Below are 21,021 nucleotides of genomic sequence, written 5' to 3'. Positions count from 1 at the left end.
CACACATCATGCACCCCTTCACCTTCGCAACGGGAGTTACCATGGCTACACGTTCCACCATCATGGACACCAACAGTTTTCGTGCTGAGCACGCCGACGGTCTGGATGCGGCAACCCGCCAGCTAACAGACAAGCGCAGCAAAGTGTTGGGCGAGTCATATCGCCTGTTTTATCGTAAGCCGGTGCATCTGGTGCGCGGTGAAGGGCAATACTTGTGGGATGCCGCAGGCAACAAATATCTCGACGTGTACAACAACGTGGCCAGCATTGGTCACTGCCATCCGGCCGTGGTTGAAGCGGTAAACCAGCAGATGAAGATGCTGAATACCCATACCCGTTATTTGCACGAACGTATTCTTGATTACACCGAAGAGTTGCTGGCAACCACGCCCGATGCTATCGATCGTGCCATGTATATGTGCACCGGCTCAGAGGCTAACGATTTGGCAATCCGCGTCGCGCGTGCCTATAGCGGCGGTACCGGGATTATTGTGTCGCAGGAGGCCTATCACGGCACCAGCGATCTGACGTCCGGCGTCTCTCCGGCACTGGGCAGCGGTCAGCCGTTGGCCGCCACTACGCGTTTGGTTTCACCGCCCGATGCTTATCGCGTCAATGCACCGGATCTCGGCGAATGGTTTGCCAACGAAATCCAGAAACAAATTGATGACATGAAAGCGCACGGCATCAAGTTTGCTGGCTTCCTCGCAGATTCAATCTTCTCTTCAGACGGTGTTTTGCCGAATCCACGCGGTTTCCTGCAGAAAGCGGTAGATGTGGTGCACGCCAACGGCGGTATCTTCATCGCTGATGAAGTGCAGCCTGGTTTTGGCCGTACCGGCGATGCGTTCTGGGGCTTTGCGCGTCACGGCGTGGTGCCGGATGTGGTGACCACTGGCAAACCCATGGGCAACGGCATTCCGGTTTCCGGCCTGCTGGCGAAGAGTGATGTGCTGGCAGCGTTTAGCGACGATATCCCTTACTTCAACACCTTTGGCGGTAACCCGGTGGCGATGGCGGCGGCGCAGGCGGTGTTGACGGTAATTAAAGAAGAGGGCTTGCAGGAGCACAGCCGCGTGGTGGGTGCCAGGCTGTTAACCGAGTTGCAGAAGCTGATGGATCGCCATGAAAGCATTGGCGATGTGCGCGGTGCGGGGCTGTTTATCGGCTTCGAACTGGTACAGGATCGCACCAGCAAAACGCCGGATAAAGCGCTGGCGCTGGATCTCACTGAGAAGTTGCGCGATCACCGCGTGCTGACATCAGTGGCCGGGCCGTATGGCAACGTGCTGAAACTGCGTCCGCCGTTGGCGTTCCAGGAGTCTGATATTGATTGGCTGGTGGGTGCGCTGGATAAGTCGCTGACCGAGCTGGGTCGCTAAAAGGCTAAGGTTGCCCCAAAGCAGTATCAGGAAGATGAAGCGGGTCGCCATTACTGGCGACCCGGAAGATTTCTCGTAGGGTGTGCATTGATGCGCATCTGGAAAGGATTACGCGGCTGCCGTTTCCTCGGCAAAAATGCTTTCCATCTTCTGCCACGCCTGGGCCACATCATCATCCAGATTGAACAAACCTGAAGTGCCAACGATAAACACATCCACACCAGAAGCGGCAATCTGCTTAAAGGTGCGGGCATTGCAGGAACCATCAATCTCGGTCAGATAGTGATAACCGTGCTCTTCGCGCATGGCAATCAGCTGGCGAATCTTGTTCAGCGTTTCCGGAATAAATTTCTGCCCCGCAAAGCCTGGGTCCACCGACATCACCGTAACCTTATCCAGCAGATGTGCATATTCGCGAATGCTCTCGGCAGGTGTTGCTGGGTTTAATACCACGCCGCAACGACGTCCAGCCTCTTTAATCTCAGTGAGCAGGCGGAATATTTTGTTATTCGCGGTTTCTGGATGGAAGCTAATAATATCCGCCCCCGCTTCAATGCACATCGGAATAATATCTTCCGGATGATTGACCATTAAATGCACATCAATTGGCACATCGGTGATTTTACGTAGGTTCTCAATAAAGAACGGTGATAACGTAATGTTTTTTACGTAGCTGCCGTCCATAATATCGACATGATAAAAAGCCGCTGTGCTATTCATCGCTTCGATCTGTTCACGAAAGCGTGTGAGATCCATACACATTAATGACGGTGAAAATTGAGCGTTCATGGATTATTTCCTCATTACATAAACAGCGCCCGCAGGCGCTGTTTTATGACATCAATGGAAGAACGAAATAATGTGGCCGAGCACGATGCCGACAATGCCGAAGTCCGCATCGCCGAAGGTGGTCGAGGCAAAGCCCAGGTCGCCCATTAGCGGCAGCAGAATCGCGGGCAGGAAGGAGATCAGCAGCCCTTGTACAAAGGAGCCGACCACCGCGCCGCGACGTCCGCCGGTGATATTGCCGTACACGCCAGCAGTGGCACCGCAGAAGAAGTGGGGCACCAGGCCAGGAACAATCACGCTCAGACCAAACAGCGGGCACAGGAACATGCTGATCAACCCGGCAGAGAAGCTGCACAGGAAGCCGATGATCACCGCATTCGGTGCGAACGGGAATACGGTTGGGCAGTCCAGCGCCGGTTTGGCGTTCGGCACTAACTTATCCGCGATGCCTTTAAATGCTGGCACGATCTCGGCAATGACCATACGCACACCGGCGAGGATGATATAGACGCCCGCCGCAAAGGTGATGGACTGAATAATGGCGAACACGATGAAGTTCTGACCACCACTCACCTGGCTTTCGGTAAACTCTTTACCCGCTACTAACACCAGCGCGATAAACAGAATCATCATGGTCAGCGAGATCGCCACCGAGGAGTCACGCAGGAAGTTAAGGGTTTTCGGGACCTTCAGCTCTTCGGTTGATGGACTACCTTTGCCCACCGCTTTACCGACCAGCGCGGACAGCAGATAACCGGTTGAGCCGAAGTGACCAAGGGCCAAATCGTCCGAGTTGGTGATTTTACGCGTGAACGGCTGCAGAATGGCCGGGCACACCACCATCATGGTGCCAAGAATCAGTGAACCGATCAGCACCAGCCAGAAGCCATGTATGCCCCCGACTGACAGAATTACCGCCAGCATCGCCGACATATACAGCGTGTGGTGGCCGGTCAGGAAGATGTACTTCAGCGGGGTGATACGCGCCAGCAGAATGTTCACCAGCATACCGAACACCATGATCATCGCGGTTTCGGTACCGTAGCTTTTCTGCGCCAGCGCTGCCATCGCATCGGTATTCGGCACCACACCCTGAATATTGAATGAGTGCTCAAACAGCTGGCTGAAAATGGTCAGTGTCGCCGCAATGAGGTTGGCCCCGGCGATAAGAATCACAAAACCCATGATGGTTTTCAGCGTGCCGGAAATAACATCCGACACCGGTTTCTTTTGCAGTAATAAACCAATCAGGGAAAAGAGGCCGACAAGTATTGCGGGTGTTCCAAGAACATCCTTGATGATGAATTGCAGCATAATTACTCCATGTGAGTAAAATCGGGCTATTACAGATTTTCCGCCAGAATCTCTTTAATTTTGGCATTATCTAATATATTCGTCAGACCAAACACCTGCGCGCTATGACCCGATAATTGATCGGCAATGTCTTTGGCGCTAATAATTAAATCAGCCTGCTCAGATTTTGCGGTGGTTAAATCGGTATGACTCACTTCCGCTTCCTTGCCTAATTCGGTGATGATTTTTTTTACGTTCATTTCCACAATGAAGCTGCTACCTAAACCATTGCCACACACGATCAATACTTTTTTCATAATAGGATTCTCTGGTGATTAATTTGAAATGACAGCTTCAATCGCTGGCAAGGTCGCAGCCGACAGCAATTGCTGCAGGCGGGATTCGTCGCTGAATACCTCTGCAAGCGCAGTGATCATCTGGATATGATCGTCGCCTGAGAATGCACACAGCATGATGATGACGTTAACCGGATCGTTTTCATCCGCTTTAAAGCTCACACCGTTCTTCACATGCAGTAACGACAAGCCATTCTTACGCGCACCCTGTTCTGGACGGGCATGTGGCATTGCCAGGCCCGGTGCCAGTACGTAATACGGCCCAAGCTCAGCGTGCGACGTGAAGATAGCATCAAGATAGGCGGGCGTTATCGCGCCTTCAGCCAGCAATGGTTCAGCGGATAAACGCACCGCGTCCTGCCAGTCGTTGACCTGATCTACGATGCGGATATGTTGTGGTGTCAGCCATTGAGTGAGCATCAGTAATTCCTGGTTATTCGTCGATGGAGTGCACTTTAGGTGATTTTCTCACCGCTTTTCTGTGATGTTTGTCGCAAAAGTTAGCGCTAACACGGATGTTGTTAAAAACTGTGTTATCGCTAACATTTTTGTGCAGGCCATTTGTCATCGTTGCAAGCACCTGACATGCTCGGAGAATCTGAAAATCCTCAGCAGGTGAGGCGTGCCCGAATCTGTGGTTATTAACGTGGCACGTTGACGCATTTGGTTTTAAGCTGCGTGCGGAAATAATTTGCGAGCGCTACCCTAACTGATTCGAGCCAGGGGAAGGCGGCAAAGGGGTAAATCCCTGAGGGCTTGCCAGTAGGTGATTAAGGTGAGCACATGCAGCCAACGCAGCCACAGCTTGAATGATGACGGGTAGAGATAGGAGAAGGCATGGCAGAGAAAAAACGGCGCGGTACCGGCAAAAGCACACTGGCCGATGTTGCCCGTTTGGTCGGCGTGAGCACCATGACGGCATCACGTGCGTTGCGCATGCCGGAGAAAGTCTCACCTGAAATCCGCGCCAAAATTGATGCGGCCGTCACCGAGCTGGCCTACGTGCCGAATATCCAGGCGCGCAATCTGGCGTCTGCATCGTCGAAGCTGATCACCATGGTGGTGCCTTCGTTCGCCACGCCGGGCAGCGCGATTGTGTCGGAAGCGCTGCAGGAGATACTGCGTCCGCAGGGTTACAACATGATGCTGGCGGAAGCCAATCACTCGGCGGCGGAAGAGAGCGAGTTGATTGAGATGCTGCTTTCTTACAATCCGGCCGCCATGGTGCATTTCAATTTTGATAATGCTGCCGAAGCCCATCGGATGCTGAGTAACTCGGGCCTGCCGGTGATGGATATCGGCGGGGTGCATCAGGAATCAGCGGGGATTAGCATCGGCGTCGATTACGCCAAAGCGATTCGCCAACTGGTGCAGAGTTTGGTGGAACGCGGTTATCGCCATCTCGGCTTGCTGTGCACGCAAACCAACACCACGATTTTCCGCCAACTGCTGAATGGCTGGCATAGTGGCATGCTGGCATCGAATCAGGCGCCGCACCGCGTGGTGACCTCGCCCAAAATGCCCACCTTTGCTGCCGGACATAGCCTGCTGGCGGAGATCCGTCTCACCTGGCCGGAACTGGATGTGCTGATCTGTACCAGTGACGAAGTGGCCTGTGGTGCGATCATGGCTTGCCACGCCGCTGGCATCTCGATTCCAAGCCAGCTGGCGATTGCCAGCATCGGTGGCGGCCCACTAGCGGCGGTATGCTCACCGCCGCTGACCAGCGTTGTACTGCCCTATGAAGAAATGGGACGCATGGCGGGCAAGCGTTTACTCTCCGCATTGAAGGGCGATGAGCCACCCGTCATCAACGAACTGCCGGTACAGCTTAAGCTGCGTGCTAGCACGCACAAGATGTAAGCCTGCCGCCCAGCACACATAAGATGTCACTCTGCGTGCGGTGCTTTTCCCAGATTCATCAAATCCTTATCATTACTAAGGCATTGATAACCCTTTTACCGATCATGATTTTAACTATAATGATCCGACTGCTTACGCGGCACCCTGCTAAGGTGATGCTGCAAAACACTAAATGGAGAGGAAGAACATGAGTTATTCACTGCCATCCCTGCCTTACGCGTATGACGCACTGGAACCACACTTCGACAAGCAGACGATGGAAATCCATCACTCTAAACACCACCAGGCTTACGTTAACAACGCGAATGCAGCGCTGGAAGGTACCGAATTCGCTAATCTGCCGGTTGAAGAACTGATCGCTAAACTGGATCAGCTGCCAGCAGACAAAAAAGGTCCACTGCGTAACAACGCGGGCGGCCACGCTAACCACAGCTTCTTCTGGAAAGGCCTGAAACTGGGCACCAGCCTGCAAGGCGAACTGAAAGCCGCTATCGAAAAAGATTTCGGCAGCGTTGAAGCATTCCAGGCTGAGTTCGAGAAAGCCGCTACTACCCGTTTCGGTTCAGGCTGGGCGTGGCTGGTGAAAAAGGGCGACAAGCTGGCTGTGGTTTCAACCGCAAACCAGGATAGCCCACTGATGGGCGAAGCGATTTCTGGCGCATCCGGTGAGCCAATCATTGGTCTGGATGTGTGGGAACACGCTTACTACCTGAAGTATCAGAACAAACGTCCTGACTACATCAAAGCGTTCTGGAACGTGGTGAACTGGGACGAAGCGGCTGCACGTTTCGCTGCTGCTAAGTAAGTTCAGGCACTAACTAACGCACTCAACCGGTGAACCTGTTTCACCGGTTTTTTCTTTACGAAATCTAAACACTTCTTAAACCACATCGATATTACCCCTGCTGACAATACCGTTACGGTCGTTATTAACCTGTCGTTGATAATTTGGGGCATACAGTAGCCGCAGTTGATCACAAGAAAGAAAAATAATTATGTCTACTATCACTACCCCTGTGGCGAGTAAAGATTCGTCGGCATCTCTGTTTTTGCCGTTAATTAGCGGGAAAGTCAGACCTGATAAGTTATGGAATAGCAGTATGTTCCGCTTTAAATTTGCTTTAAGGTCTTTAATCTTTCCCGTTACCACATTTAATTACCTCAACGAGTTAGCGAAACTGCCGTTTCTGCCACAACTGTTGAAGATGCAGGGCTTACTGCCGGCCAAACCGCATCGTCCCTACCTGCGCGCGGACTTGAGCGTGGCGCAGCGTGCTCAGGCATTGCTTGACCATTATGTCACGATAGATCAATTGGATAACGTCAAACTGCGCCAGCTGCTTTTAAGCCCGACGTCGCAGCAGATTGCCGCTATGCAGGGAAAAAGTGACGAAGCATTTGTCATTCATTGCTGCCCAGGACATTTCGACCGCGAAGGTGAAATAACCCTGACACTGCATTATCAAACTATGAATATTGCCTCGCTCTCTTTTTCAATTATTCAGGAGCAGGGTAAGCGCACACTATTAATCGGTGGCTTACAGGGTCCGCGTAAGCACATTACGAATGACGTGATCCGTGATGCGACCAAAGCCGCACATGGCGTATTCCCAAAACGTTTATTAATGGAAGCCGTATTTATTCTGGCGCAGCAGTGTGGCGTGCAAGCGATAACTGCGGTGGGGGATACCACGCATGTTTTCCGCAGCCTGCGCTATCGTCACAGTAAGGGCGACAAATTCTTTGCCAGCTACAGCGAGTTCTGGCTGTCACTGGGCGGAGAAGCCCGGGCCGATGAACTGTTTACATTGCCGCTGCACATGGAAAGGAAAGCGCTGGAAGAGATCGCCAGTAAGAAACGTGCGGAGTATCGCCGTCGCTATGCATTGCTGGATGTGTTGAACACCCAGGTGCTGCAGGCAGCAGGAATTGAACCTGTGCAGGAAGAGAACGTAGAACGCGACGTGTCACACGCCGCGTAATCGGGTATCAGAACGGCTGCTTTGCGTAGCCGGTCATCACCTTCAGCCCCATCTCACGTCCGAGTGCGGTCATTGGATGCACCACCACCAGGCCGCGCACGCTTTTCTTGAATGCGCCCATGTTGGCTTGCTCTTTCTTGGTGATCTCACGGCTGAAGCCCAGCTTCTGCAGCTGTTGTGCTTCTTTGCTGAGCTTTTCTTCACGCACGCCACGCAGGCGCTCAATTTCCAGCACCAGCTTCTCTTTTTCACGCAGCAGCTCGCCAAGTTTTTCGGCATCGCCAGATTCCAGCAGCTGGGGTTCTTTGCGATTCAATGCGTCCAGTTGATCACTGAGCAGTTTGATCTCGGCTTTTTCTTGTTCTTTCATCAGGGGAAACTCGTTAAGGAAAACAGGCAAAGGATACATCAAAACGGGGCGATTTTGCAGCGGAGCGGATTTCTCACACCATGCACGCTTAAACGGCAGGCTTCTTAAATGCCTGCTTATGCGAGATGCGCGATATCAGCTCGGTGAGCGATAACACCATGGTAGAGCGCACCATCTGCAGATAGCGTTGCTGTAGCATGCTGCGTAATGCCTCGTCGTCTCGGGTGAAGTCAGGTTGAGGCGGCCACGCCACCACACAGTGCAGCTCGCCAAACGGCCCTAAAATCTCATCGTCAGTGAAGCGGTAATCACTGGTGTCGTGGTTGAGTTCTTCACGCAGCGCCAGCAACAGCTCACAATCTTCATACTCATGACGATTAATCACGCCCAAACCGTAAATCAGTTTCAGGCGCACCGACAATTCGCCCAGTGGGCCATCACCCAGCAGCAGCGGTTCAACCGCATATTTCACGGCATAATCGTCTTTGCGGAAAACCTGCAATACCAGCAGGTTGACCGCTTCAGCCAATAGCTCAACGGCGGCGATCAGGAAGCTTCTCACCGATCGACCGGCGTTCAGGCGCTCAAGCACCCGGTTTTCAAAAGCTTGCTTCTCTTCCATTATTGCCTGCATCGTTCCACTACCGCCGACGGGCACGGTTGGCACCGCGCCCGAGTGAGCTATTAAAAGGCGCGCATTATGCCATAGCGTTGTAAGCACTCACCACTGAGGTGACCACTTCGCTATTGGCTTCCAGCCCAGAGATCTCGGCCAGCGTGGCCTGCGGACCTTTCTCTGCCAGTAATGTGGCCAACTCTTGCGCTTGAGGATCGGCTTCGCTGCGGTAGTGCATCGCGGCGGCAATGCCCTGCACCAGATTCGCGTGCGGCAGGTTGTACTCAAGCGTGCCGAGCGTTGGCTTGATCAGGCGATCGCCCGCGCTGAGTTTGCGCAGCGGCTGGCGGCCAACGCGTTCCACATCATCTTTCAGATACGGATTTTCAAAGCGAGTGAGGATTTTCTGGATGTAGGCAGCGTGCTTGTCTGCATCAAAGCCATAACGCTTGATCAATACTGCGCCGCTCTCCTGCATCGCACCCTGCACTACGGCACGCACTTTCTCATCCAGAATCGCATCACGGATGGTGGCGTGACCGGCTAACTGGCCGAGGTAAGCGGTGATGGCATGGCCAGTGTTCAGTGTGAAAAGTTTGCGCTCTACAAACGCCATCAGATTGTCGGTGAGTTCCATGCCGGGAATGTTCGGCAATTCACCTTTGAACTGGGTTTTATCGACAATCCACTCACTGAAGGTTTCAACGGTGACTTCCAGCGGATCGCTGCTGCCGGCTTCAGAAGGCGGCACGATGCGGTCAACGGCGGAGTCCACGAAGCCCACATGCTCTTCAACCCACGCGTGATACTGCTCTGGCAGTGCCTTCAGCACGTGCTGCTTCAACTGGCTGGTGCCGCGTACCATGTTTTCACAGGCGATAATATTCAGCGGACGGACATTACCGTTGTCACTGCGTTTGGCCAGACCCTTCGCCACACCACCTGCGATGCGTTCCAGAATTTGCGGACCAACCGCCGTGGTAACGATATCAACCTCAGCAATCAGCGTGACGATGTCGTCGCTGGTGCTGTTCACTGCGCTAACGCCAGTAACGATTTCGACTTTTGCCTGCTCGCCAACCACATGAACCGGATACTCATGACGGGCGTTAAGGGCATCCAGAACCACCTGATTCACATCCGCGAACACCAGTTCGATACCGGCATCAGCCAGCAACTTACCGATAAAACCGCGACCGATGTTACCTGCTCCAAAATGTAACGCTTTCATAAATTTGACCCATATCAAATGACGAAAGGGCGGGCAAATCCGCCCCGTATAAGTGGGACGGGCTTGCCCGCCCCAGGGAAGTTAAAACGCGCTGTTACGCTTTTGGCGACAACAGATCCAGCACATCCTGCACGCTGGTGGTGTTTGCCAGCTTCTCAATCACGCTGTCATCATCCAGCGCGTTGGTCAGGCTGGTGATCACCTGAATGTGTTCGTTATTGCGAGCTGCAATACCAATCACCAGGCGCGCCACGTCATCGGCTTCTTCACCAAACAGCACGCCCGCTGGGTACTGGCAGAACACTACGCCGGTTTTCAGCACGCGGTCTTTGGCTTCCACGGTGCCGTGTGGCACAGCGATAGACTCACCGAGATAAGTCGGGGTCAGCTTTTCACGTTCCAGCATCGCTTCAACGTATTCTGGCTGAACATAACCGCCTTTCACCAGCTGCTCACCGGCAAAACGAATCGCCTGCTCTTTGTTGCTGGCGCTCAAGCCGAGGAACACGTTGTCCGCGCCCAGTTTGAAAAGGTTCGAGCTGCCGTCATCGTAGCTGTCCGCCAGCGTGGTCTGCACGGTTTCACGATGCGCTTCGCTGCGGTTAGCGGCGATCAGACGTTCAGTCAGATTGCTGTACAGCGCGCTATCGAGGAAGTTGTTCAGTGAAATATGTTGAGCCTGTGGTGCCTGACGCATCGCACGCTCGGTAAGATCGCGGTGGGTAATGACCAGATCCACATCGCCCGGCAGTGAGTTAATCGCGCTGTTGGTCACTGAGATATTGCTCAGGCCGGCATCCTGCACTTTCTTACGCAGCACACCTGCACCCATGGCGCTGGAACCCATACCGGCGTCACAGGCCACGATGATTTTACGCACGTGGCTGACATCAACGCTGTTGGCATCGGCGATGACCGGAGAACCGGCAACGGCCTGGCCTTTCGACTGCGCTTTCATATCACGCATACGCTGAGTGGCAGCTTCGATATCGTCATCTTCTTTCACTTTGCTGGTTTTCAGCAGGATAGAAGAGACCACGAAGGAGACCGCAAACGCCGCGATGATCGCTGCGATGTTGGCGAAGTATGCGCCTTTAGGCGTCATCGCCAGTACCGCGAGGATTGAACCCGGAGACGCTGGAGAGACCAGACCGCCGTTCAGTACGGTCAGGGTGAACACGCCTGTCATACCACCGAGGATCACCGCCAGCAGCAGGCGTGGCGCCATCAGCACGTACGGGAAGTAAATTTCGTGGATACCACCAAGGAAGTGGATGATTGCCGCACCGCCTGCAGACTGTTTGGCGCTACCGCGACCAAAAATCATGTAGGCAACCAGCACACCCATACCTGGGCCTGGGTTCGCTTCAATCAGGAAGAAGATAGATTTACCGGCTTCGCTCGCCTGCTGGATACCCAGTGGAGAGAAGATACCGTGGTTGATGGCGTTATTGAGGAACAGGATTTTCGCCGGTTCAACAAAGATAGAGGTCAGTGGCAGCAGGTTGTTCTGCACCATCAGGTTTACGCCCGCCGCGAGGATGTGCGACAGACCTTCAACCAGTGGACCGATGCCGATAAACGCCAGCAGCGCCAGCAGCATACCGATGATACCGGCTGAGAAGTTGTTAACCAGCATCTCGAAGCCGCTTTTGATCTTGCCATCAACCATACGGTCAAAGGTTTTGATCGCCCAACCACCCAGCGGACCGGCAATCATCGCGCCGAGGAACATTGGCATATCTGCACCAACGATCACGCCCATGGTGGTGATTGCACCGACCACACCGCCGCGATCGCCGCCTACCAGGCGTCCACCGGTGAAGCCGATCAACAATGGCAGCAGGTAAGTGATCATGGGGCCGACGAGTTTCGCCAGCGTTTCGTTTGGAATCCATCCGGTTGGGATGAACAGTGCTGTAATGATACCCCAGGCGATAAACGCACCGATATTTGGCATCACCATGTTACTCAGAAAACGACCAAAGCTCTGAACCTTGACCTTCGCTGATGAGGACATAAACCCACCCCTTATTGAGACGCGCTGCAATAAGAGCGCGGTTGTTTTTGTTAAGACTTTTATTGAGCCGTTCCGGCGCGGGCCGTGGCATCACTGTATGCACGCGGACTCTAGCACTAGTTTATTACGCTGCGTAGCATCCGGGTTAAGTGTGATTCAGATCACGCAAAATTGGGGTGGTCAGGGTGCTATAAGGTGATGAAGATCACATAAATAGGGTGTAAGAAAAGTACGAAGGCGAAATTTTAAACAAAACAACGAGATAAATGTGACTTAAGTCACCTTTATGGCCGTATGGTTTGTTTCATAAGTGTGATTAAGATCACAAACTATTTTTGGTCGAAAATGCGCCAGATCACACAATAGCGATGCAGATAAGTGAGGTGTAAGGAAGTGACGAAATATCTGAAAGATGAACTGAAGAGTTTGTCAGGAAAGGGGCGACCTTTTGGTCGCCTCTGAGTGCCTAAAAAGCGAAGTTACAAACCACCCTGCACGGCATTTTGCGCCTGAGTCAGGGCTTGTGCATTGCTGGAAAGGTTGCTCATCAGGGTATTGTACTGCGTGGCCTGATCCTGCGTCGGGAACTGGACGCCGCCATCGTTAAAGGTCACGCGCGTGCCCTGCGACTGCAGATAATCGCCGGTTTGCACCGCCGCCTGGCTCAACGCCTGCAGCTGAGGCAGCAGCGGAATTAAAGTACCCGCTGGCTGTGTCACCACTTTGGCGTACACGCTGTCATACACTTTCTTCAGGTCATCTGGCTGCTTCAATGTGGCTTTACTGCTGTCGGCCTGCATTTTGGCGCTCTGAATCTGCTGCGACAACACACTCAAATTGCCGCTGGCCTGACGCAGACTGTCGCGACGGGTCAGGTAGTCTTGTGGCACGCGAATCGCGGCCAGTTCATCGACCACAGGGCGCATGCCTTGCTCAACCGCCTGATTGGCCTGCTGAGAGAAGCCGTACAGAATGGCGTAATCGCCCGCGTAGTTGCCAAAAGTCTGCTTCTGGTTTTCGCTCAGGCTTGGCAGATGCTCGCCGCTACGCATTGCGGTGTTCTGTAAAAAGTCGGAGAAAGCTTTACGCTGATCGCCTTCTTTGTCGCCACAGGCGGTAAGTTGCATTACAACCAGTGCACTGACCATAAGCATGCCGGTACGCATCCAGATGCGGGATAATCCTGACGCCATGTTGAACTCCTGTTATGGCTAAATTCGATTCGGTGGGAATGGTCCTAAAGGATAGTGCAATGGACTGGCGTGTACAACGGGTTGAGAGGCGGCAAAGGGTGGGAAAAGGCGCACTCTGGTGCGCCCACTTAGGTTTTGATTTAAAACACCAGCGCTTGTCCATCCTTGCGACTTTCAGTGGCGGCAATATAGAAGCCCTGCGGATCGCGCACAATCGCCTGCGCACCGCCAAAGTTGTAGCTCTGCAGCGGGTCTTCCACCGTTATCTGGTGGCCCATCTCGCGCAGCTTCGCCAGCACATTACGGTCGATACCCGGTTCCACCACCACCGCGCGGCCTTGCTCCACGCGCCAACGCGGTGCATCGATTGCCGCTTGCGGATTCTGCTTGTGCTGCATGATGCGCAGCGCCAGCTGCAGATGTCCCTGTGCCTGCATTGGGCCGCCCATCACGCCAAACGACATTAATGGCTGACCTGCCGCATCCAGCGCAAACGCCGGAATGATGGTGTGGAACGGACGTTTGCTGCCGGCCACCACGTTCGGATGCTGCGGATCGAGCGAGAAGCCGCAGCCGCGATTCTGCAAGCTGATACCGGTGCCCGGCACCACCACGCCCGAACCAAAGCCCATGTAGTTGGACTGAATAAAGGAGACCATCATGCCGCTGGCATCGGCGGTGGAGAGATAAACGGTGCCGCTCTGCTGCGGGGAGCCGAAGGTAAAATCACCGGCTTGATCGGGATTAATCAGCTGGGCGCGCTGTTTGAGGTAACTGTCACTCAGCAGCAGCTCTGCCGGGAATTCCAGATGGTCGTAATCGGTGACATAACGATCCAGATCGACCAGCGCCAGCTTCATCGCTTCGAACGACAGATGTAGCCAGGGTACGGAATCCGGCGTGTAGCTACCGATGTCCCACTGCTCCAGAATACCCAGTGCGATTAGGGTGGCGATGCCCTGACCGTTGGGCGGCAGCTCCTGCACCGAGCCGTCGGCAAACGGACGCGATAACAGATCTACCCAGTTGGCGCGGTGGTTGTTGAGATCGGCCATGCTCAGTGCCGCGCCGTGCTGCTCGGCAAACGCCACCATTTTCTCGGCCAGCTCACCCCGATAGAAGGCTTCTCCATTGGTTTCGGCGATTTTCTGCAGTGTGGCGGCCTGCGCCGGGTTACGGAACAGTTCACCGGCACGCGGTGGGTGGCCGTCCGGCGCAAAACAATCGATAAAGCCCGGTTGAGATTTCAGTTTGTTGTAGCCGCGCTGCCATAGATGGGCGATCAGCGGCGAAACCGGGAAGCCGTCACGGGCGTATTCGATGGCCGGTTGTGCCAGCGTGGTCAGCGGCAGCGTGGCAAAGCGCTCGGCCAGCGTGATCCAGGCGGAGACCGCACCCGGCACGGTGACGGCTTCCCAACCGATCTCCGGCATGGCGCTCTGCCCGGCAAAGCGCTCTGCATTCCAGCTGGCAGGAGACCGGCCCGAGGCATTCAAACCGTGCAACTCTTTCCCATCCCAGATGATGGCAAACGCATCGCTGCCAATGCCGTTGCCGGTCGGTTCCAGTACGGTGAGCGCCATCGCAGTAGCAATCGCCGCATCTACCGCATTACCGCCCTGTTGCAGCATGCGCATCCCCGCCTGTGCCGCCAGCGGTTGAGACGTCGCGACCGCATTGCGGCCCATCATCGGGGCGCGGTGCGAGGCATAACTAACGTTGAAATCCAAATCGCTCATAACGGTTCCTTAATGTGAGTCATTGCGTGGATCAAGCGCATCGCGCAGTCCGTCACCCAGTAGATTGAAGCCCTGCACAGTGAGAAAAACCGCCAGCCCAGGGAAAATTGACATCCATGGCGCCTGCTCCAGATAGCCTTTGGCGGTATTCAGCATCGCGCCCCATGAAGGTGACGGCGGCTGCTGGCCTAGGCCGAGAAATGACAAGCTGGCTTCGGTGATGATCGCGGAGGCGATCGCCAGCGTGGCCTGCACCAGAATCGGTGACAGCACGTTGGGCAGCACATAACGCAGGATGATCCAGCGGTCCGGCAAACCAATGGCGCGGGCACCCTCGATATACTCTTCATGGCGGATAGCAATCACCTGGCCGCGCGTTAGCCGGGCGAAAATCGGCATGGCGGATAACCCAATAGCAATCATCGCATTGGATAAGCTCGGGCCAAGAAACGCCCCCAAGGCGATAGCGAGGATCAGAAACGGGCAAGCGAGCAGCGCTTCGATAAAGCGCGAGATAATGCCATCGCACCAACCCTGCCAGTAACCGGCGATCAAGCCCAGCGGCACGCCAATCAAAATGGCAATCATCACCGAAATACAGCCCGCCAGCAGTGAGGTGCGGGCGCCCCAAATCAAACGCGACAGAATATCGCGGCCCAGCTCATCGGTGCCCAACCAGAACAGCGCGGAAGGGGCTTTGCGCACGGCAAGGAAATTCGCCTTGATCGGATCGGCTGGAGCCAGCCAGGGCGCCAGCAGCGCCACGGCAACAAACAGCAGCACGATCACCGCGCCGATCAGCGCACTCTTATTGCGCAGAAATTTCTTCAGCACCCGGCGGTTGGGCTTTGCGACCGCAGGCACTGCGCCTGCTGTTAACACCTCGCTCATGGTTAGCCTCGCATTTTCGGGTTGATTAACAGATAGAGCACATCCGCCAGCAGGTTCAGCAGCAGAAAGCCGATCGCCACTACCAGCACCACGCCCTGAACCACCGCGTAATCACGGTTAAACACCGCATCGACAATCATCTTGCCGAAGCCGGGTAGGGTGAAAACCTGCTCGGTTAACACCGCGCCGCCCAGCAGTTCACCAAACAGCAAGGTCGTGAGCGTGACGATCGGCATCAGTGCGTTACGGAAGGCGTGCTTCAGCACCACTTTCGGCGCCAGCAAACCTTTGGCGCGCGCGGTGCGGATGTAATCGGCCTTGAGCACACCGATCATTGACGCCCTTGTATGGCGCATCAGCGTGGCGGCCAGGCCGGTACCCAGCACCAACGCAGGCAGCAGCAGGGTTTTCAGGTTCTGCACCACATCTTCACTGATGGGCACAAAGCCCGATGCCGGCAGCCATTGCAGATGCACGGAAAACAGCAGGATCAGCAGAATGCCCAACCAAAAGTGCGGCACCGATATGCCGGACAGTGCGACAAAGTTGGTGGTGTGATCGACCCACGTATCTTTGCGCACCGCCGCGATAATGCCCATGCTGATACCCGTGCCCAGCGCAATAATCATCGCCAGCAGCGACAGCTCCAGCGTCACCGGCAGTTTGCTGGCGATCAGCGAGGTCACCGGCTCTTTGGTGCGCAGTGACATGCCCAAATCACCCTTCAGCGCATTGCCGATCCACGCGAAATACTGCGTGGAGATCGGATCATCCAGATGATATTCAGCCCGCAGCTGCGCGATGACCGCCGGATCGCGCTCCTCACCCGCCATCGCCAGCACCGGATCGCCCGGCAGCAGCTTTTGCAGCGCAAACACCATGATGCTCACCAGCAGCAGCGTGGGGATCGCCAGCAATAAGCGTTTAACAATCAGTTCCAGCATCATCGCTCCTCAGCGGTTTACTGCGCCATGCTCACACCCGCGAGGCGCACCAGACCATCAGGCCAGGCTTTAAAGCCCTGCAGTTTTTTCGTCATGCCAAAAATGCGCGGCTCGAAGTAGAGATAGGCAATCGGCATATCGGTTTGCAGTTGGTTCACCACCTTGGTGTACAGCGCCTGACGCTGCGCCTGATCGTTGGTGAGGCGTGCGGCGTTCAGCCACTCATCAACCTGGGCATTGCTATAGCGACCGTCGTTGAGCGTGCCTTTACTGTTAATAAACGAATAGATGCTGCCATCGGGATCGGGACGGCCTGACCAGCCAGATAAGCTGAGCTGGTAATCGCCGCGCTGCTGACGATCCAGCAAGCTGGCGAACTCACTCATCTGCAAGTTGAGGTTAATCCCCGCTTCACCGACCATCGCCTGAATCACCTGGCCGACCTGCTGTGCCGTTGGGTTATTGGTCACCAACAGCGTCAGATTGAGCGGCGTGGTCACGCCCGCCGCCTTCAGCAGCGCTTTGGCTTTTTCCACATCTCGTGTGCGGATGGGTGTGTTGACGTGATAGGCACTGACCGGTGAGAACGCCTGATTGGATGGGGTATATAAGCCTTCAAACGCCACCTGATTCAGCGCGTCGCGATCAATCGCCAGCGAGAAGGCCTCACGTACGCGCGGATCTTTCAGCGGACTGTTAGCGTCAACCTTGCCGTTATTGATGTTGAAGGTGATGCCCTGATAGCCGAGGCCGGTGACTTTGGCCAGTGCCAGCTTGCTGTCGCCCTCCACGGTTTTCACATCGCTGGCCGCCACGCCCTCTGTCAGGTCGAGATCGCCTGCGCGCAGGTTGGCAAGACGTACTGAGGCATCCGGGATCGGCAGGAAAATCACTTTATCGAAGTGGTAAGCGCTTTTATTCCAGTAGTTTTCAAAGCGCGTCAGCACGATACGGTCCTGCTGCACGCGGCTGGCAAACTGATACGGACCGGAGCAGACCGGGTGGGTGGCGAAATCCGGTTTTTTGGCCGCTTCCGGGGCCAGCATCGCGCCGGCGCGGTCGGTGAGCTGGCTGAGCAGCGCGGCATCCGGCGTTTTCAGATGCAACTTCACCTGCATCGGACCGCTCACTTCCACGCTTTCGACAGAGGAGATTTCGCTTTTACGCAGCGAGCCCGGCAGCGTCAGCGCACGCTCGATATTAAATTTCACCGCGTTGGCATCAAACTTCTCACCATCCTGGAAGGTCACGCCATCGCGCAGGTTCATGGTCAGGGTTTTGCCGTCATCACTCCATGCCCAATCCGTTGCCAGGCCGGGCACCACTTTCAGGTTCTCATCCACATCCACCAAGCGGTCGCACATGGCGGCAAACACAAAGCGACCGTAATAGGTGCGCGCCAGATGCGGATCGAGCATGTCCGGATCGGCACCCAGCCCGATACGAATCACGCTTTCCGCCTGACTGTGTGCACTGGCACCGAGCAAGAGCAGGCCGCTTAAGGCCGTGAGTAAGGGTATACGAGCTTTCTTCACAGGCGAATCTCCAGAGGGTTAGGCTTGTTGCTTGACCGCCTGCTCAAACAGCGCGCGGCGACGTAAAAAGGCGGCAGAAGGCGGTGCTATCACGATGACGCTGCGATCGCGGTTAATCTCCTGCCAGCGATGACAGGCAATCTGGCGGCCACCGCTCAGCACCTGGTTGATCGGTTCAAACTGGCGACAATCCGCTGTCGCCCAAGGGCAGCGGGTGTGAAAACGACAGCCGGTGGGCGGATTGGCAGGATTGGGCAGATCGCCCTGCAGCATCGGAATCTGGCGGTTGGCCCCTGGCTGCATCTGCGGCGCAGAAGCGATCAACGCCTGGGTGTAGGGGTGCAGCGGTGCGTCAAAAATCTCATCGACCGTGGCGACTTCCACGATCTGACCGAGGTACATCACCGCCACGCGGTCGCTCATATGGCGAATCACCGCCAGACCGTGCGCCACGATGATCATCGTCAGGCCAAATTGCTGTTTCAGGCTCTCCAGTAAGTTCACCACCTGCGCCTGCACGGAAACGTCCAGGGCGGAAACCGGTTCATCGCCCAGCAGCAGTTTGGGTTGAGAGGCGAGGGCACGAGCAATACCAATACGCTGACGTTGACCGCCGGAAAACTCATGCGGATAACGCTCGGCCCAGGCTGCCGGTAAACCCACGGTGCGCAGCAGCTCCGCCACGCGATCGTGGCGTGCTTCCCGGCTCAGTTTTTCGTGCAGCCACAGCGGCTCGCCGACAATCTGTTGCACCGTCATGCGCGGATTCAATGAGGCAAAGGGGTCCTGAAAGATGATTTGCAGTTCGCGGCGCAGTTGATTCAGGCGTGCGCCGCTGGCATCGGTAATGCTTTCGCCCTGATAAAACACGTCTCCGGCACTGGCCGCCAGCAGGCGTAGCAGCAAACGGCCGAGGGTTGATTTACCCGATCCAGATTCGCCAACAATCGCCAGCGTTTCGCCCGGCATCACCTGCAACGACACGCGATCGACTGCGGTGACGCCGCGATTGTGCTTAAACAGGCGGTTGGGCCCGGCAAAGGTTTTGCTTAAATCGCGGCACTCTAAAATCGGTTTCATGCGATCTCTCCCAGCGTGACATGCTGTTCCAGCGGCGCGCGGAAACAGGCGACCTGATGATCGGTAGCCAGCGCACGCAGCGTTGGGCGGTTGTGCTGACAGCGGAGTTCGGCAAAGGGGCAACGGTTGGCAAAACGACAACCTGCGGGCATGTTTTCCGGTAGCGGAACCTGGCCAGGAATGGTGGCCAGCGCGCCGCTGCGCGCGCTCAGGCTGGGAATCGAACCCATCAAGCCAATGGTGTACGGATGCTGGGGATCGTTAAAAATCGCTTCCACACTGCCGGTTTCTACTACCTGACCGGCGTACATCACTGCCACACGCTGCGCGACTTCCGCGACTACGCCCAGGTCATGGGTGATCATCAATACCGCAGTGCCGGTTTCCTGCTTCAGGGTATTCAACAGTGCCAGAATCTGTGCCTGAATGGTGACGTCGAGCGCAGTGGTTGGCTCATCGGCAATCAGCAGCTTTGGATTATTAATCAATGCCATGGCGATCATCACGCGCTGGCGCATGCCGCCAGAGAGCTGATGCGGATAGGCTTTGAGCCGCATCTCCGGCGCGGGGATTTGCACTTTTTGCAGGATGGTTAGCGCGGCTTCCATCGCTGTGCGGCGATTGACGTGGCGATGGCGCATCACCGCTTCACTGAGCTGGTCGCCGAGGGTGAAGGCCGGATTGAGTGAGGTCATCGGCTCCTGGAAAATCATCGCCAGCTGATTACCGCGCAGGCTGGCGTAGTCGTTGGTACTGAGATCGCGCAGGCTACGCCCATCGAACTGCATTTCGCCCTGTAAAATCTCCGCACTGGCGGGTTGCAGGCCCATCAGGGTGAGTGAAGTGATACTTTTGCCGCAGCCCGATTCGCCGACCAGCGCCAGCGTTTCACCTGCATGCAGCGTCAGAGAGATATCGTCCAATACCGTGACGGGTGAACCGCGAAACTGCACACGCAGATTGCGAACGGCAAGCACCGGGTGATCGTTCATGGCGTCTCCTCTTGATGGCGGTACAGCGCTTCGAGCAGCGCCTGTTGCAGCGCCAGTAAGTGTTCGCGCATCGCGGCAGCGGCTTCATGCGGCTGGCGTTGCGCAATGTGATTCACCAGGCGCTGATGATGGTCGTCGTAATTGTTGAGGCGAGCGGGGGTGCGTGCCTGTACGCGCAGATGCTGCCAACCTGGATCGCGGCGCACTGCATCCACGGCGTCGAACAGGCCCAGCATCAAGCGATTACCGGCGGCTTCCGCGATAGCGCGATGAAAGGCGCTGTCCCACAGTTCGTGCTGGTCGCCATCCTCCGGTGCCGTAATGCCATTCATGCGCTCCAGCAGGCGCTTCATCAGCGCAATCTGCTCTTTACTGGCGCGTAGGGCAGCCAGGCGTGCCAGCCCTGGCTCCAGTTGCAAACGCGCTTCCATCACTTCCAGCAGGTTCGACTGCTGCGGCAGATCGTGCAGCGCTAGCGGCTGTACCGGTGCGGCGGGGCCAACAAAAGTGCCTTTGCCCTGTTTGCGCCAGATGCGTCCCTCCTCTTCCAGCACATCGAGGGCACGACGGATCTCCCGGCGTCCCACGCCAAAGCGCTCCGCCAGTTCACGTTCCGTGGGCAGCGCGCGATCGGGCTGCTGCTCCTGTTGCTGGATCAGTTGACGCAGTTGCTCCAGAGCGGAACTGGAGTTGCGGGCGCTATCTGACGTGTGACTCATGATTGGTTCGCCTGTTTAAGCATCAG

At 55.7% G+C, this 21,021-nt stretch carries 20 protein-coding genes; 4 read left to right on the top strand and 16 right to left on the bottom strand.

Going from position 1 to position 21,021, the window contains the following annotated elements; genetic code table 11:
• Positions 1-41 precede the first annotated feature (41 nt).
• Positions 42-1,382 (top strand): aspartate aminotransferase family protein, encoded by a 1,341-nt coding sequence (locus LBW88_RS18765; protein WP_224933717.1) that lies wholly within the window; start codon positions 42-44, stop codon positions 1,380-1,382.
• A gap of 108 nt (positions 1,383-1,490) precedes the next feature.
• Here LBW88_RS18765 and alsE read toward each other — a convergent pair whose 3' ends face one another.
• From alsE to LBW88_RS18745, 4 genes are read right to left on the bottom strand one after another with little or no spacing between them, the layout of a single operon-like run.
• The gene (alsE, locus tag LBW88_RS18760) at positions 1,491-2,171 is read right to left on the bottom strand and encodes a D-allulose 6-phosphate 3-epimerase (protein ID WP_224933718.1); all 681 of its coding nucleotides are present in this window, start codon (positions 2,169-2,171) and stop codon (positions 1,491-1,493) included.
• A gap of 51 nt (positions 2,172-2,222) precedes the next feature.
• Positions 2,223-3,485 (bottom strand): PTS ascorbate transporter subunit IIC, encoded by a 1,263-nt coding sequence (locus LBW88_RS18755; protein ID WP_224933719.1) that lies wholly within the window; start codon positions 3,483-3,485, stop codon positions 2,223-2,225.
• A 29-nt stretch (positions 3,486-3,514) separates the two neighbouring features.
• Positions 3,515-3,781, bottom strand: a complete 267-nt coding sequence (locus tag LBW88_RS18750) for a PTS sugar transporter subunit IIB (protein WP_224933720.1) — start codon at positions 3,779-3,781, stop codon at positions 3,515-3,517.
• Between the two features lie 18 nt (positions 3,782-3,799).
• Positions 3,800-4,240 (bottom strand): PTS sugar transporter subunit IIA, encoded by a 441-nt coding sequence (locus LBW88_RS18745; protein WP_224933721.1) that lies wholly within the window; start codon positions 4,238-4,240, stop codon positions 3,800-3,802.
• Between the two features lie 417 nt (positions 4,241-4,657).
• On the opposite strand from LBW88_RS18745, the gene LBW88_RS18740 reads away from it, so the two are divergent.
• From LBW88_RS18740 to LBW88_RS18730, 3 genes are all read left to right on the top strand, one after another.
• Positions 4,658-5,683, top strand: a complete 1,026-nt coding sequence (locus LBW88_RS18740; RefSeq protein ID WP_224933722.1) for a LacI family DNA-binding transcriptional regulator — start codon at positions 4,658-4,660, stop codon at positions 5,681-5,683.
• A gap of 187 nt (positions 5,684-5,870) precedes the next feature.
• Positions 5,871-6,488 carry a superoxide dismutase [Mn] gene (gene sodA / locus LBW88_RS18735; RefSeq protein WP_034827730.1) on the top strand — a complete coding sequence of 206 codons (618 nt, stop codon included), beginning with the start codon at positions 5,871-5,873 and terminating at the stop codon, positions 6,486-6,488.
• Positions 6,489-6,678: 190 nt separating this feature from the next.
• A complete protein-coding gene (locus LBW88_RS18730) occupies positions 6,679-7,665 on the top strand; it encodes a VirK/YbjX family protein (RefSeq protein WP_224933723.1) in 987 nt (328 codons plus the stop codon).
• Between the two features lie 7 nt (positions 7,666-7,672).
• Here the strand turns inward: LBW88_RS18730 and LBW88_RS18725 are convergent, their stop codons facing one another.
• From LBW88_RS18725 to LBW88_RS18670, 12 genes are all read right to left on the bottom strand, one after another.
• Positions 7,673-8,035 carry a YibL family ribosome-associated protein gene (locus LBW88_RS18725; RefSeq protein WP_224933724.1) on the bottom strand — a complete coding sequence of 121 codons (363 nt, stop codon included), beginning with the start codon at positions 8,033-8,035 and terminating at the stop codon, positions 7,673-7,675.
• Positions 8,036-8,123: 88 nt separating this feature from the next.
• The gene (gene mtlR, locus LBW88_RS18720; RefSeq protein ID WP_205960941.1) at positions 8,124-8,669 is read right to left on the bottom strand and encodes an MltR family transcriptional regulator; all 546 of its coding nucleotides are present in this window, start codon (positions 8,667-8,669) and stop codon (positions 8,124-8,126) included.
• Positions 8,670-8,733: 64 nt separating this feature from the next.
• Positions 8,734-9,882 carry a mannitol-1-phosphate 5-dehydrogenase gene (mtlD, locus tag LBW88_RS18715; RefSeq protein ID WP_224933725.1) on the bottom strand — a complete coding sequence of 383 codons (1,149 nt, stop codon included), beginning with the start codon at positions 9,880-9,882 and terminating at the stop codon, positions 8,734-8,736.
• 94 nt (positions 9,883-9,976) lie between these two features.
• Complete coding sequence (locus LBW88_RS18710; protein WP_224933726.1) at positions 9,977-11,902, bottom strand: PTS mannitol transporter subunit IICBA; 1,926 nt, start codon at positions 11,900-11,902, stop codon at positions 9,977-9,979.
• 479 nt (positions 11,903-12,381) lie between these two features.
• Positions 12,382-13,095 carry a DUF3053 domain-containing protein gene (locus LBW88_RS18705; RefSeq protein ID WP_224933727.1) on the bottom strand — a complete coding sequence of 238 codons (714 nt, stop codon included), beginning with the start codon at positions 13,093-13,095 and terminating at the stop codon, positions 12,382-12,384.
• 140 nt (positions 13,096-13,235) lie between these two features.
• A complete protein-coding gene (locus LBW88_RS18700) occupies positions 13,236-14,834 on the bottom strand; it encodes a gamma-glutamyltransferase family protein (protein ID WP_224933728.1) in 1,599 nt (532 codons plus the stop codon).
• Positions 14,835-14,843: 9 nt separating this feature from the next.
• Positions 14,844-15,725: an ABC transporter permease gene (locus LBW88_RS18695; RefSeq protein ID WP_224933729.1), complete on the bottom strand. Its 882-nt coding sequence runs from the start codon at positions 15,723-15,725 to the stop codon at positions 14,844-14,846.
• 2 nt (positions 15,726-15,727) lie between these two features.
• A complete protein-coding gene (locus LBW88_RS18690) occupies positions 15,728-16,669 on the bottom strand; it encodes an ABC transporter permease (protein ID WP_224933730.1) in 942 nt (313 codons plus the stop codon).
• Between the two features lie 17 nt (positions 16,670-16,686).
• A complete protein-coding gene (locus tag LBW88_RS18685) occupies positions 16,687-18,204 on the bottom strand; it encodes an ABC transporter substrate-binding protein (protein WP_224933731.1) in 1,518 nt (505 codons plus the stop codon).
• Between the two features lie 18 nt (positions 18,205-18,222).
• Positions 18,223-19,284: an ABC transporter ATP-binding protein gene (locus LBW88_RS18680; RefSeq protein WP_224933732.1), complete on the bottom strand. Its 1,062-nt coding sequence runs from the start codon at positions 19,282-19,284 to the stop codon at positions 18,223-18,225.
• Positions 19,281-20,276: an ABC transporter ATP-binding protein gene (locus LBW88_RS18675; RefSeq protein WP_224933733.1), complete on the bottom strand. Its 996-nt coding sequence runs from the start codon at positions 20,274-20,276 to the stop codon at positions 19,281-19,283. Before LBW88_RS18675 ends, LBW88_RS18680 begins: the two co-directional genes overlap by 4 nt.
• A complete protein-coding gene (locus LBW88_RS18670; protein WP_224933734.1) occupies positions 20,273-20,995 on the bottom strand; it encodes a FadR/GntR family transcriptional regulator in 723 nt (240 codons plus the stop codon). Before LBW88_RS18670 ends, LBW88_RS18675 begins: the two co-directional genes overlap by 4 nt.
• Positions 20,996-21,021: the final 26 nt, after the last annotated feature.

This window comes from Pantoea sp. alder81, assembly GCF_020179835.1.
Taxonomy (GTDB): domain Bacteria; phylum Pseudomonadota; class Gammaproteobacteria; order Enterobacterales; family Enterobacteriaceae; genus Pantoea.
The sequence above is the reverse complement of the archived record's forward strand: the minus strand, read 5'-3'. Positions and strand labels throughout refer to the sequence as shown.